Below are 12171 nucleotides of genomic sequence, written 5' to 3'. Positions count from 1 at the left end.
GCGCGCTAAGCCCAATCAATACAATTTCTTATAAATGTCGTAGACCTTTTCCCGTGAGAGCTCCACGTAGTTATTGGCCATAAGGCGTCCCTGTTTTTCCATTACGTTACCGGTAAACGTTTCAAGCTCCTCTTCCTTGACGCCATATTCATGCAGCGGCTTACACTGGATGATCTGATTCAGCAGCTTTTCAAGCTCGTCATAGACCACGTCTTCGCCACATCCGAGAATGTCCGCAATGAACTTGTTCAATTTTTTGATCTTCCCGCTCGGATCGATCTCCATATATGCCTTAAAGACACCAATCAGCAGGCAATAATTTGCCTCGCCGTGCGGTACGTGATAAGTACCGCCCAGGGGGTAGCTCATGGCATGAACCGCCGCGCAGCCCGCGTTGCCAAAGGCGATCCCCGCATAGTTGCTGGCGAGCAGGAAATCCTTCAGGAGCGGCATCCGCGCATCCTGTCCGTTCGCCGCGATTTCTTTGTATCCGTTCAGAATCATTTCGATCGCCTGATAGCCGAACATCTCCGTATACGAGGTCGCCTTAGGCGAAAGGCTGGACTCGAGCGCATGGATCAGCGCGTCGATAGAGCTTGTCGCAAAGAATTTGAAAGGCAGCCCTTTGAGCAGTTCGGGCACCAGTACGGCACTGTCCGCATACATCTCGTCCACCGCAAGACCAAGCTTGGTGTGGCGGCTCTTTAATTCGAGGATCGCGATGTTCGTCACTTCGCTGCCCGTTCCGCAGGTTGTGGGTACAAGCACCAGCTCCTTATCCTTAACGATCTCCGCCTTCCTGTCGTAAAGGTCCAGGATGGGGCTTACGTTCTTGAGTGCGAAGATTTTGGAAATATCGATAATCGTACCTCCGCCGATGGCAATGATGCGTTTATAGTCGCCCTTCATGTCGGCATACATTGCTTCCGCCATTTCGTCGGAAGGCTCTCCTGCGCCGTACTTTTCCTGATACAGCACATCCGCCTTGATATCAAGGTCCGTGAAATACGGGTTAAAGATATATTCGTTGGTGATGATGAGGTCTCCCTCGCCAATCTTATATTCCGCGCAAAACTCCTTGCAGGTGTCGAACGAGAATATTTCGGGTTTGATCGACAATTCTTTCATAGCTTTTCTCCTTATTAGTCCTGGTCCTCGTATTTGCATTTAAACTTGTTCTCGAAAAATTCGATCAGCTGCGGACGGAAATCCGGATGCGCGATCCGTATAAGGCGCACCGCGCGTTCCCGCAGCGTAATACCCCGCAGGTCCGCGATACCGTACTCCGTCACCACATACTGAACGTCATACCGCGACGTCGTGACCGCCGCGCCCTCGTCGATAATGCTGACGACTTTGGAGACCTTACCCTTCGCCGCCGTGGAAGGCATCGCGATAATGCTTCTGCCGCCCCTGCTCATCGCCGCGCCGCGCACAAAGTCGACCTGTCCGCCTACGCCCGAAATCTGCTTGTGGCCGACAGAAGTTGAAACCACCTGCCCCATCAGGTCTACCTGTACGCAGGAGTTGATGGATACCATATTGTCGTTCTGCGCGATGACGACCGGATCGTTGACATAATCCACAGGGTATATCCCCACGGCCGGATTATCGTCAAGATAATCGTACAGGCGGCGCGTGCCCATAGCAAACGTCAGGATACTTTTGCCGGGGTGCAGGTTCTTTTTCCTGTTGGTGATAACACCCGCTTCCACGAGCTCCACCACGCCGTCCGAAATCATTTCGCTGTGGATACCAAGGTCCTTTTTATCCTTGAGAAACAGCAGCACCGCGTCCGGGATGGCCCCGATTCCGAGCTGGAGGCAGTCGCCGTCGTGGATGAGGGAGGCGCAGTTGCGCCCGATCGCTTCCTCCACTTCCGTGATTTTCGGGTTCGGCAGTTCAAGAATCGGTTCGTCGAATTTCACGAAATCGCTGATTTCGCTCACATGTACAAAGGAATCGCCGTGGATACGCGGCATATATTTATTTACTTGGGCGATCACCGTTTTCGCCTGTTTTACCGCTTCCATCGTGTAGTCCACCGAAATGCCGAGGCTCACATAGCCGTGCTCGTCCGGGGGCGTCACCTGCACGAGCGCAACATCCGGTTTGCAGTTCGTACGCAAAAGCTCCGGCTCTTTGGAAAAATAAACCGGCGTAATATCCGCGCGGCCTTCCGCGCAGGCCGCGCGCGTCGTCCCGCCGAGGAAAAACGCATTATGGCGAAAATGCTTCTCCATGCCCGGCGCACAGTAAGCCGATTTGCCCATGGACACCATGTGGATGATCTCCACATCTTCATATGCCTCCGCATTTGCCACCATAGCGTCCGTCACATGCACCGGCTCGCCCGTTGCATGAGCGATCACCACACGGTCTCCCGACTTAATTTTCTTTACCGCCTCTTCCGCGGTCGTAAGTCTCGACTCAAAAATCTCTTTCCAACCCATCTCTGGCCTATCTCCTTTGCAATTGTTTCAATGTATTCAGAAGCCCGTCATAAGCGTCCGGCTCCGTGAGGATCGTCCTGCCGTATCTTCCTGCCAGCCCGTCCACAAGGGCGCACGCGCTTTTGCATCCGCATACGACGACCACGTAATCCATATTGAGGCCGGGCGCCGCGGACATGATCTCGCTCTCCGGCAGATCCTCCCGCAGCCGCTGCGCAATATTAGTCCTGTCATAGCGCGGGTTGCATCCCCCGCAGTATTTAATCCCTATCCTCACGCCGCTCTCTTCTCTGTCTCAATATTTCCTTTGCCATGCTCCACGTTTCGTCGCTTACGCCTGTTATGAGCACGACCTCTTTTACCTCCGGCACCCCCCGTTTTACTTCCGACCCAACGACCGATTCAAGCGTCAGGGAGGCGGAGGGACAATTACTGCATTTGCCTAAAAACCTTACTTTTAAAATGCCGTCTTCAAACGAAACGATCTCAATATCACCCTCGTGCCCGCCGAGCTCCGGCCGCACCTTTTCTTCCAGCACCCGTTCGATTTTTTTAAGTAGTTCCTGTGACATGGGCTTTCCTTTCGTTATGACGCGTGGCCACAGGCATGACGTCCTTTGACCCCTCGCCCTCAGATGCAGGCATCCGAACCTCGTGCGGCCGCAAGACCATCCTTCCTGCCGCCGGCACGCCTTCCAAAGCGCGCCCGAATACGGCGCAGGTTGACGCTCGGCGGCTGCCTTGCGCGGCGCACGTTGATACGCACCTCCGCGCCTCACCTGCCGGACGGCCAACCTGCATCCGCCTCGGATATGCGCCGTTATTCCTTAATGTGGGCGATCTTTTTCGCCAGCTCTTTCTTCATGCCAAGGTTGCCCTGGCGCGCGATCATGATCCGCTGTGCCTGGGGACTGCCCGCGCCGTGCATGGACTCCGTACGGTAACCGACCGCCGCCGTACCGAGGGCTAGGTTTTCGATCAGGCGCAGGATTCTCAGGCGGTTTTCCGTGGAAACGCCTTCCACTCCCTTCAGGTATTTCTCCACGTATTTACCGAGCTTCGGATCGCGGAAATCCTTCTCTGATGGCGCCGTAACCATGATGCCGCCCGCAATATCCTCCGCAAGGCGGACAATCTCATATGGGAAGCGCGTTACGTTCTGTTTGCATACATTGGCAAGCAGCAGGTCAATGATATAGTTGCCCGATTCCGTCTGATGCCCTTCCGCCGAGCACGCAATACCGCACGCATACAGCGTTTCGTTGAGGTGCGTCATCTCGATCAGCTTGTCCTTGATGTGCGAAGCCTTTGCCGCGCCGTTGTATTCCGCAGCGACCGCCGCCGCACCGATCAGCACGTCGCCCACGCCGACCTTGCAGCCGCCGTAGCTCTGGCGGTGATAGCCCGCGAAACGCTCAACCAGCATGCCCGCGAATTCCGTTTCCCCATTGAGGAAGATTCGGTCGTTCGGAACGAATACGTCATCGAAGATCGTGAGGGCCTCTACGCCGCCGAATTCGGAGTTCCCTACGTCAAGCTCACTGCCCTCCAGCTTACGCGTATCGCAGGACTGGCGGCCAATAATCATAAAAAGGCCGGGAGCATCAAGCGGTACGGCAAATGAAACGGCATAATCTTTATCCTCCGGCCTCATGGAAACCGTAGGCATAACGATCACTTCGTGGGAATTGAGCATGCCCGTCTGGTGCGCTTTTGCGCCGCGCACAACGATGCCGTCCGGACGGCGTTCCACCACGCGCAGGTACATATCCGGATCGGGCTGTGCATGCGGCGCCAGCGAACGGTCGCCTTTCGGGTCGGTCATTGCCCCGTCCACCGTAAGGTCGTTGTCCTGGCAATAACGCATGAACTTCAAAAAATTCTCGTGATAGTTCGTGCCGCATGCTTTATCCGTTTCAAACGTCGTGCTGTAGATCGCATTGAACGCGTCCATACCAACGCAGCGCTGGAAGCACGCAGCCGTCTGCTGTCCGAGCAGCCTTTGCATTTTCACCTTCTTGATGAGGTCGTCCGTGTTGCGGTGGATGTTCGTGAAACGGTTGATCTTCCTTCCGTCCTCGAGCGTGACCGTCATCAGGTCTTCATATTCCGGCATCTGGGCCAGATCATACGTCATGCGGACCGAGTTGAGCGACGGGCGGAGGATTGGATCGTCCACCGGGCTGTCGACCTTCTTGCCAAACATATATACTTCCATGTTGATTTTGCGAATACTTTCGATGTATTCTTCGCCTGTCATTAGTGCCATAATTTGATCTCCCTTTCCATTCTCTCATATTCCCCCCGGCTTTTCGCCGGTTTATTCCTCTATTATTATACATGCAATTATCGTGCCAAGCGATAGGAAAATGTGATTTTTTTATCAATTTTTTGTAAAAAATTAATTTTTTCCGGCGCCTGCACAAAAATCCAACCAAAAAACCGGATTTCATCCAAAAAATTTGTGAATTCCGGCCTGATTTTCCATTCTAATATTTAATGCCGCCGCGCTTTCGCCGGCAGAAAGAGTATTCTGTTTCATTTCTGCAACAGCTTCAGCTTGGCATTAAAATTGCATATGGGGAAAAATACTTTTACAGTGCCCTTTTTCGCTTTTTGTTTCATTTGTGCAACATGTTTCATTTGTGCAACATCCCGTATTTTTCCCGGTATTTTTTCCGCTTGCGCACAAAGGTCGCCGCATCCATGCCGAGGCTTTTTGCCGCGTCGCGCACATTGCCCGTCTTCCCATAGGCGCGCTCAATATAATCAAGTTCAAGCCGCTCGGTCACCGCTTTGAGGTTCACCTCTCCATATTCCTGCGGCAGGCCTGCCGCAGGCGGCGTATGCAGGAAAAAGTTCCCAGCGGAAATATCTTCCGTACTGCTCATGACCATCGCCCGTTCCACCACGTTTTTCAGTTCACGCACATTTCCCGGCCAGCGGTACTCAAGCAGCGCGTCGCGTCCGGACGAAGTCAGGTATTTATTCATATTGTATCTGCGGTTCAGCTCGCCCAGGAAGCGTTCGGCAAGTGGAATAATATCTTTCTTTCTCTCCCTCAAAGGAGGAATCGTCACAGGAAATACGTTGAGCCGGTAATAAAGGTCGGCACGGAAGGTTTTTTCCCGCAGCATATCCTGCAGGTTCCGGTTCGTCGCAGCGATCACACGCACATCCACTTTAACGGGCCTGTTTGACCCAATGCGCTCGATTTCCTGTTCCTGCAGGACGCGCAGAAGCTTGACCTGCATATCGAGCGGAAGTTCTCCCACTTCGTCGAGAAAAATCGTGCCCTTGTCCGCAACTTCAAAGAGGCCCATTTTCCCTTCCCGGTTCGCGCCCGTAAAAGCGCCGCGTTCATAGCCGAACAACTCGCTCTCGATCAGCGGCGCCGGAATCGCGCCGCAGTTTACTTTGATAAACCGTTCCTCGCTGCGGCTGCTGTTCCGGTAAATATAGGAAGCAATCCTGTCTTTACCCGTTCCGGTTTCCCCCGTAAGGAGCACCGTCGTATCAAGTCTGCTCACCCGGTCGATCATATGCATCACCGACAGCATCACCGGGTCGTGGACCACCAGCTCCCCATCGCCGATGATCTGCCGCCTCATGGCCTCCAGCTCGGATACGTTCTTTGCCGACAGTTTTTCGTTCTGCCGCAACTGGTCTTTCAGCTCATAGAGCTCCGTTACGTCGCGCACATTGGTAATCACCAATACGACCTCGCCCGATTCGTCGAGCGTGGGTGTGCTGGTGATGACCGCACGTTTCCCCGTCTGGAATTCCTGCTCCAGCGTCACGGGCTCGCGCGATTCGATCGCCATCAGGGTGCCGGATACATTGATAATATCGTCTTTAACGAGGTCGCGCATATTTTTTCCCAGCACATCCTCGCGTTTCAGCCCGGAAATAATCTCGTAGGATTCATTAACCATGATCGTGTTCGCGCTGCCGTCCGTAATATAGATTCCATCGTACGAGCCGCCGATCACCACGTCAAGAATACTTTTGGCCCGGGAAATATCCGATAGTATTTCCGTTGCGCCGCCTTTTTCATAATAGGCGGGAACCCTTTTTTTCATAAGCTTCTCCTTTGTCCGGACCTGTTTACGGTAATTTATAGAGGATACGGGGATGTCCTCCCGTGTTATAGTCGATACCGCTCATGATACGTCCGGCATCTGCGAGCCGTTTGAGGTAGCGCCGCACAGTAACATCGGAAAGCCCGGCTTCCCGCGCGACCTCCTTAACGGTGAAGCTGCGTTCCGGTGCATTCCGGAAGCAGCCCATAATATGCTGCTCCCGTCCGCCGCCCGCATCCACGGCGGCCTGCGGCATATGCAGCAAATGGTCTACCGCCTCCTGGTCCGCGGCCTTAAGCCCCGCCGCGATCTGCGCGCGCTGCGCATACCGCTCGAGGCACTGGCGGAATCGTTCATAGGTAAAGGGCTTGATCAGGTAATCCGCCGCGCCGAGGCGGAGCGCATGCCCGAGGCTTTCCCCGCTCCGTTCTGCCGTCACCGGAATTACATCCGCCGGGACGTCGTTTTTAAGCAGGTCCTTCATCAGCTCTTCCCCGGAATATTCGGGCATACGGAGCTCGAGGAGCACAAGGTCCACCGTATTCCCGCAGAGAAAGTGAAGCGCTTCGCGCCCGTCTGCAAATTCGCCCGCCACAGCAAAGCGGCAGTCGCGTTCCAAATATTCCCGGCTGATATATGATACCATCGGATCGTCGTCTACGATCACGACCCTGAATTGCTTTGTTTCCATATTGTAATTGTAAGAGATTCCCCAAACAGTGTCAACCAGGCTTCACGGAGCCTTTGCAGCGGGGAACGGCGGCCAAGAGGGTTATGGGCGAAGCATTTTCGGCGAAGGGCCGCTTATGTTTCCGCCCCCGCTCCAGCGCCGATTCTGTTTTTGGCTTTGCGGCTTTCTATCAGCCCTGGCAGGATATTCGCCATAGAACCAGCCAGGATCAGCACGATGCCTGCCACCATGTTACAGGGGATAACCTCATGCAAGATAAAGAACGTAAGGACCGTAGCGAGCACCGGTTTGAAAAAGAAGATCAGCGAGGTGCTGTTCGCGGAGGTTTTTTCCATCGCCGTAAAATAGGAGGCAAAGCCCGCGCCCGTGATGCCGATAAAAATATACAGTACGAAGCCTATATTTTCCATGCTGTAGCCCGTGAAGAAAGGAATATCGGCGAATACGCCAAGGCCGTTTCCCGCCATAGTGGCGGCAAAGGCCGGGATGTGGCTTATGCCGGCAAACGCCAGCAGTTCAAACGCGCCAAACAGGAAGCTCATACAGGTGACGGCAACACCGCCGTATTTCGCGCACTTCCGTTTGCCAAGTACGCCGTAAAGCGCAAAGGTAAGGACGGACAGCAGAGTAAATACGATTCCCGAAACGCCGATCTGTACATGGAATGGATTGATAATGACGATAATGCCTATGATCTCGAGGATAATCGCGGCCACATTGCGGCGGCGAACCGCTTCGTGCAGGAGCAGAGCGGCAAACACCATGACAAATGCTGGATTACAGGAAAAGAGAACCGCAACTACCGATGCATTGGTATCTGTGATGGCAAGCTGGTAGAACGTCATACTGACCGCGACGCCAAGAAATCCGAGCAGTGCAAAAAAGCGGAGGTCTTTTACTTCTATGCGAACGCCTCTTTTTTTCATCGTATTGACTGCAAAAGGAATGAGGAATACCCCCCCCGCCAGAAAACGTGTCATGGTAAGCTGCATAGGATTGAAATCCCCTGCAATCTCTTTGAGGGCAATCTCCATCGTGCTGAAGAGAATGGTCGAAATAACGATATACATCCAGCCCTTTTTCACAAAAACAACTTCCTTCCGTCACAAACTCCACGATTTATGATACTCCGGAAGGGTGCATAAGTAAACTCAATAATATTTATATTATATATAAGCTAAACTTATTTTAATGTATTCAGGAATTCCTGCGCCGCACGCGATATTTGTCCCCTGCTTCCCGAAACGATGCAAATACTGCGCGCAGGAATCGAATGTTTCGTCCGCACCTCAAAGGTCCGTCCCGCACGAATGCTTTCTTCCGCAAAAAAGCGGACGACGATCCCAATGCCCATATTGCGTTCTACAAAAGGTGCGACAAGGTCGGAGGTCGCGACCTCGAAATCGGGTTCGAGCACCGCGCCGTGCGAATAAAAGAATTCGTCGAGATAGCGCCTTGTACTTGTCTCGCGCCCAAGGCATACGATCGGATAGTCCGCAAGCTCCTTCAGAGACAGCGTTTTTCCCCTCAGCGCGCCGAATTCGTCTCCGGCAATGAAGATATCCCGTATCTCAGCGGCTTCGCGCACGGAAAGGTCTTTATAGTGTTCCACCGGCGATCCCACCACGCCAAGGTCGATCTTCCCTTCACGCAGCGCCGCGACCGTTACCGGAGTGGAAGAGTTTGTCACGCTGATCTTGATTTTCGGATGCTTTTTGTGGAATTCTTCAAGAAACGGCAGCAGGTAAAACTGGAGCGTCATATCGGATGCCCCGATCCGTACCTCTCCCGCTTCAAAATCGAGCATGCCTTCCACTCTTTTCTCCCCCAGCAGGATCTGCTCATATCCTTTTTCCACATGGAAATACAGCGCTTTGCCTTCCGGCGTCATCTGCACGCCGCTGCGCGTGCGGAAAAACAAGCTGCACCCCAGCGCCTCTTCAAGCTGCCGGATCGACTGGCTCACAGCGGGCTGGGAAACGCAGAGCGCCTCTGCCGCCAGCGTAATACTGCCGAGTCTTGCCACATAGTAAAATGTTTTATAATAATCCAGATTGATATTCATCGCTTTCAGCCCGCAAAATAATCGGCGATACCGTTCAAAAGCCCCTGTGCGCACTGGTTCTGATAATCGTTTGAAATAAGCAGGGCCTCCTCGTCTCCGTTTGACAGGCACCCCATTTCAATATTGCATACCGGGACGGTGCTCCAGTTAAAACCCGTCTGGTCGTCCCGCGCGATGATCCCGCGGTCGCGCGCGCCCGTGGCTGCAAGATAGGCCGCGAAAATCGCCTCGCCCGCCGCCCGGCTTTGCTGCTCAAACCCTTCCGCGTGTTCACCGGCAGGCACAAGCATCATTGCGCCGCGCACCGACGAATCGTCCACACCGTCGCAATGGAGCCTGAGTACGAGGTCTACGCCTGCGCCGTTCATCATTTTGGCGCGCTCCTGGTTCGAGATGTCGACATCCGCCGTCTCATGGGTCATCACCACTTCCGCACCATTTTCCTCCAGCAAATCACGCAGCTTCAATGCCACATCAAGATTCACCTGATATTCCGGAGTGCCGGTATTCTTGCCGTCCGCACCGGAGGTCACCTTATTTTTCGTCACCGGAGAACCGGGAGCGGCAGCTTCCTGCTCCGGGTTTCCTTTTCTTTGGTGTCCCGGATCGAGTCCTATTTTCACTCCGGAGAGCGGCAGGGTACATTCCTTTGCTTCCTCCGCGTAGATACGCGCCAGCGTTTCTATTCCCGCTATACCGTCCTCCGCAAGCCCGTTCTGCCGTTGGAAAAGACGCACGGCACGTTCGGTTGCCGGGCCAAATTTTATCGTATATTCATCGATGTTCAGATACCCGAGCTCGCCGAGGCGCTGCTGCAGCGCTCTAACCTCCTCGCTTTCCATCCCGCTTTTAAGCGTCGGGTCGGGCGTGGGCGCAGCCATGGTCGCAGAGGGCTGGGCCGGAACGGGAGTTGCCGTGGGAGAAGCCGTGGGGGCCTCCCGTGCAGCTTCCGACCGTCCGGCCGTAGCCTCCTCCGGCCGGGCCGCGCATGCCGCGATCCCCGTGCACAATATCATACAAATCAATACGGTCCAGATTTTTCTCATCGCTTTACGCTTCCTTTCGTATACCGCTATTATAGCCATACTTCCCCGATTACACAATGCTGCGCCGGCATGCTATAATAAAATGTACCTATTAAGGGACGAGTTGGCGTCTTGCAGGCAGCTAGGCCTAACACCCGGGAAACCGTACGGTTTTCCGCGGTCATTTGCAAAACCGCAATAAAAACTCAGCAGGAGGAAGCAATGAAAGCACTTATTACGGGCGCAAGCTCGGGGATCGGCCGGGATATCGCATATGAGCTCGCGGGCCGGGGCTGCGACCTGATTATCAGCGCGAGGCGCGAGGAACGCCTCCTTGCACTCAAAGAAAAAATCCCGGCGAATGTCCGCGTCATTACGGCAGATTTATCCAAACAGGAAGAATGCCTGCGCCTTTATGAGGAGACGCGCGGGGAGGATGTCGATATCCTAATCAATAATGCAGGCTACGGCGTCTTCGGTGCGTTCGATGAAACGGTTCTTTCGCAGGAGATCAGCATGCTCGACGTAAACATCTTTTCCGTGCACATCCTCACCAAGCTGTTCCTAAAAGATTTTATTCAAAAAGACAGCGGATATATCCTGAATGTCGCTTCTTCAGCCGGGTTTATGCCCGGGCCTTTGTTTGCATCCTACTACGCCTCCAAGGCGTACGTTCTGCGTCTCTCGCAGGGAATCCATGAGGAGCTTAGGAAAGCGGGCCGAAACGTGTATATTGGCGCCCTGTGCCCTGGCCCGGTGGACACGGAGTTCAACGCTACCGCAGGCGTGCGGTTCGGCATGAACGGGCTTTCTTCCGAATATGTCGCCAAATATGCCGTCAGAAAGATGTTCGGCGGAAAAACGGTGATCGTCCCCGGGGCAGTCATGAAAGCCGCTCATTTTTTCTCAAAGCTGCTGCCGGACAGCATTGTCGCGAAGATGGCATATGGTATCCAGAAAGGAAAGCAGGGAAAATAAGTTTTCCTTTTTTCCCTTTGTTTATCTGTACAGTATAAAGCGAAGGAGGAATGGAAATTGGAAATCGCAATCGTAACGGGCGCATCTTCCGGTATGGGAAAAGAATTTGTAAAACAGCTTTCCGATCTTGGCGGGCTCGGCCAGATATGGGTTGCCGCACGTCGTGAAGAACGTTTGAAAGAGCTTGCCAGGGAAGTTTCGACCCCCCTGCGCATTTTTGCATGCGATCTGACGCAGCCGTCCGGCATAGAAGGAATCAAGGCCGCACTTGCCGCGGAGAACCCCAACATCCGCTATCTCGCGAATTGTTCCGGCTTTGCCAAATTCGGAGATTTCGACGCGGTGAGCGAAGCGGATTCCCTCTCAATGATCGATCTTAACGTGCGCGCCCTGACACAGATGACCCTCGCTGCAATTCCTTATATGGAATCCGGCGGGCATATCCTTGAGATCGCCTCCACAGCTGCGTTCCAGCCCCTGCCGGACATGAATATTTACGCCGCAACAAAAGCATTCGTACTGAGCTATTCCCGCGCATTGAACCGCGAGCTCGGAAAGCGGGGAGTGACTGTGACGGCAGTATGCCCGGGCTGGACCAAAACGGAATTTTTCGACGTCGCCAGAAAAAATGCGGACGCGGGTGCGGTACGGAACTTCTTCTTTCCTTCCCTTCCCAAAAATGTCGTCGCGCGCGCGATCAGGGACGCACAAAAGGGCCGGGATCTTTCCGTATATGGAATTTTTAATAAACTGCATTTGTTTTTTGCCAAAATCCTCCCCGCAGGCTCGGTGATGACGCTGTGGGGGGCAATGAAATAGCAAATAAGCGCTTTTTAAAAATTTGCTGAGAACGCAAGCGTAACATTGCAAATATTCA

Annotated in this window: 13 protein-coding genes; 2 read left to right on the top strand and 11 right to left on the bottom strand. The window is 53.8% G+C overall.

Annotated elements, in window-relative coordinates; genetic code table 11:
- Nucleotides 1-15: 15 nt before the first annotated feature.
- The 11 genes from B1H56_RS01425 to B1H56_RS01380 form a co-directional block, all read right to left on the bottom strand.
- On the bottom strand, nt 16-1128 hold the full coding sequence (locus B1H56_RS01425) for a 4-hydroxybutyrate dehydrogenase (RefSeq protein ID WP_066520238.1): 1113 nt from the start codon (nt 1126-1128) through the stop codon (nt 16-18).
- Between the two features lie 14 nt (nt 1129-1142).
- Nucleotides 1143-2453 (bottom strand): acetyl-CoA hydrolase/transferase family protein, encoded by a 1311-nt coding sequence (locus B1H56_RS01420; protein WP_066520237.1) that lies wholly within the window; start codon nt 2451-2453, stop codon nt 1143-1145.
- 7 nt (nt 2454-2460) lie between these two features.
- Nucleotides 2461-2730: a hypothetical protein gene (locus tag B1H56_RS01415; protein WP_066520235.1), complete on the bottom strand. Its 270-nt coding sequence runs from the start codon at nt 2728-2730 to the stop codon at nt 2461-2463.
- Complete coding sequence (locus tag B1H56_RS01410; protein ID WP_066520233.1) at nt 2714-3025, bottom strand: NifU family protein; 312 nt, start codon at nt 3023-3025, stop codon at nt 2714-2716. The genes B1H56_RS01415 and B1H56_RS01410 overlap by 17 nt, the downstream gene beginning before the upstream one ends.
- Before the next feature lie 59 nt (nt 3026-3084).
- The gene (locus B1H56_RS14925) at nt 3085-3219 is read right to left on the bottom strand and encodes a hypothetical protein (RefSeq protein WP_279221304.1); all 135 of its coding nucleotides are present in this window, start codon (nt 3217-3219) and stop codon (nt 3085-3087) included.
- Nucleotides 3220-3273: 54 nt separating this feature from the next.
- A complete protein-coding gene (locus B1H56_RS01405) occupies nt 3274-4722 on the bottom strand; it encodes a 4-hydroxyphenylacetate 3-hydroxylase family protein (RefSeq protein WP_066520232.1) in 1449 nt (482 codons plus the stop codon).
- Nucleotides 4723-5092: 370 nt separating this feature from the next.
- On the bottom strand, nt 5093-6535 hold the full coding sequence (locus tag B1H56_RS01400) for a sigma-54 interaction domain-containing protein (RefSeq protein ID WP_066520230.1): 1443 nt from the start codon (nt 6533-6535) through the stop codon (nt 5093-5095).
- Between the two features lie 25 nt (nt 6536-6560).
- The gene (locus tag B1H56_RS01395) at nt 6561-7226 is read right to left on the bottom strand and encodes a response regulator (RefSeq protein WP_066520222.1); all 666 of its coding nucleotides are present in this window, start codon (nt 7224-7226) and stop codon (nt 6561-6563) included.
- A 113-nt stretch (nt 7227-7339) separates the two neighbouring features.
- A complete protein-coding gene (locus B1H56_RS01390; RefSeq protein ID WP_121418955.1) occupies nt 7340-8311 on the bottom strand; it encodes a DMT family transporter in 972 nt (323 codons plus the stop codon).
- A 98-nt stretch (nt 8312-8409) separates the two neighbouring features.
- The gene (locus B1H56_RS01385; protein WP_066520218.1) at nt 8410-9291 is read right to left on the bottom strand and encodes a LysR family transcriptional regulator; all 882 of its coding nucleotides are present in this window, start codon (nt 9289-9291) and stop codon (nt 8410-8412) included.
- 5 nt (nt 9292-9296) lie between these two features.
- A complete protein-coding gene (locus B1H56_RS01380) occupies nt 9297-10337 on the bottom strand; it encodes an N-acetylmuramoyl-L-alanine amidase (protein ID WP_066739722.1) in 1041 nt (346 codons plus the stop codon).
- Between the two features lie 201 nt (nt 10338-10538).
- Here B1H56_RS01380 and B1H56_RS01375 point away from each other — a divergent pair, with 201 nt between their 5' ends.
- Nucleotides 10539-11294 carry an SDR family NAD(P)-dependent oxidoreductase gene (locus B1H56_RS01375; RefSeq protein WP_066520217.1) on the top strand — a complete coding sequence of 252 codons (756 nt, stop codon included), beginning with the start codon at nt 10539-10541 and terminating at the stop codon, nt 11292-11294.
- A 57-nt stretch (nt 11295-11351) separates the two neighbouring features.
- Entirely contained in the window at nt 11352-12113 is a 762-nt protein-coding gene (locus B1H56_RS01370) for an SDR family NAD(P)-dependent oxidoreductase (protein WP_066520213.1), read from the top strand.
- Nucleotides 12114-12171 lie beyond the last annotated feature (58 nt).

Source organism: Christensenella minuta (genome assembly GCF_003628755.1).
Classification (GTDB): domain Bacteria; phylum Bacillota; class Clostridia; order Christensenellales; family Christensenellaceae; genus Christensenella; species Christensenella minuta.
The sequence above is the reverse complement of the archived record's forward strand: the minus strand, read 5'-3'. Positions and strand labels throughout refer to the sequence as shown.

What these genes read in the sequence shown, in the direction of transcription:
- B1H56_RS01395 (WP_066520222.1), bottom strand. Translation starts at nt 7,226, where the DNA reads ATGGAAACAAAGCAATTCAGGGTCGTGATCGTAGACGACGATCCGATG.
- B1H56_RS01400 (WP_066520230.1), bottom strand. Translation starts at nt 6,535, where the DNA reads ATGAAAAAAAGGGTTCCCGCCTATTATGAAAAAGGCGGCGCAACGGAA.
- B1H56_RS01410 (WP_066520233.1), bottom strand. Translation starts at nt 3,025, where the DNA reads ATGTCACAGGAACTACTTAAAAAAATCGAACGGGTGCTGGAAGAAAAG.
- B1H56_RS01385 (WP_066520218.1), bottom strand. Translation starts at nt 9,291, where the DNA reads ATGAATATCAATCTGGATTATTATAAAACATTTTACTATGTGGCAAGA.
- B1H56_RS01405 (WP_066520232.1), bottom strand. Translation starts at nt 4,722, where the DNA reads ATGGCACTAATGACAGGCGAAGAATACATCGAAAGTATTCGCAAAATC.
- B1H56_RS01425 (WP_066520238.1), bottom strand. Translation starts at nt 1,128, where the DNA reads ATGAAAGAATTGTCGATCAAACCCGAAATATTCTCGTTCGACACCTGC.
- B1H56_RS01375 (WP_066520217.1), top strand. Translation starts at nt 10,539, where the DNA reads ATGAAAGCACTTATTACGGGCGCAAGCTCGGGGATCGGCCGGGATATC.
- B1H56_RS01420 (WP_066520237.1), bottom strand. Translation starts at nt 2,453, where the DNA reads ATGGGTTGGAAAGAGATTTTTGAGTCGAGACTTACGACCGCGGAAGAG.
- B1H56_RS01380 (WP_066739722.1), bottom strand. Translation starts at nt 10,337, where the DNA reads ATGAGAAAAATCTGGACCGTATTGATTTGTATGATATTGTGCACGGGG.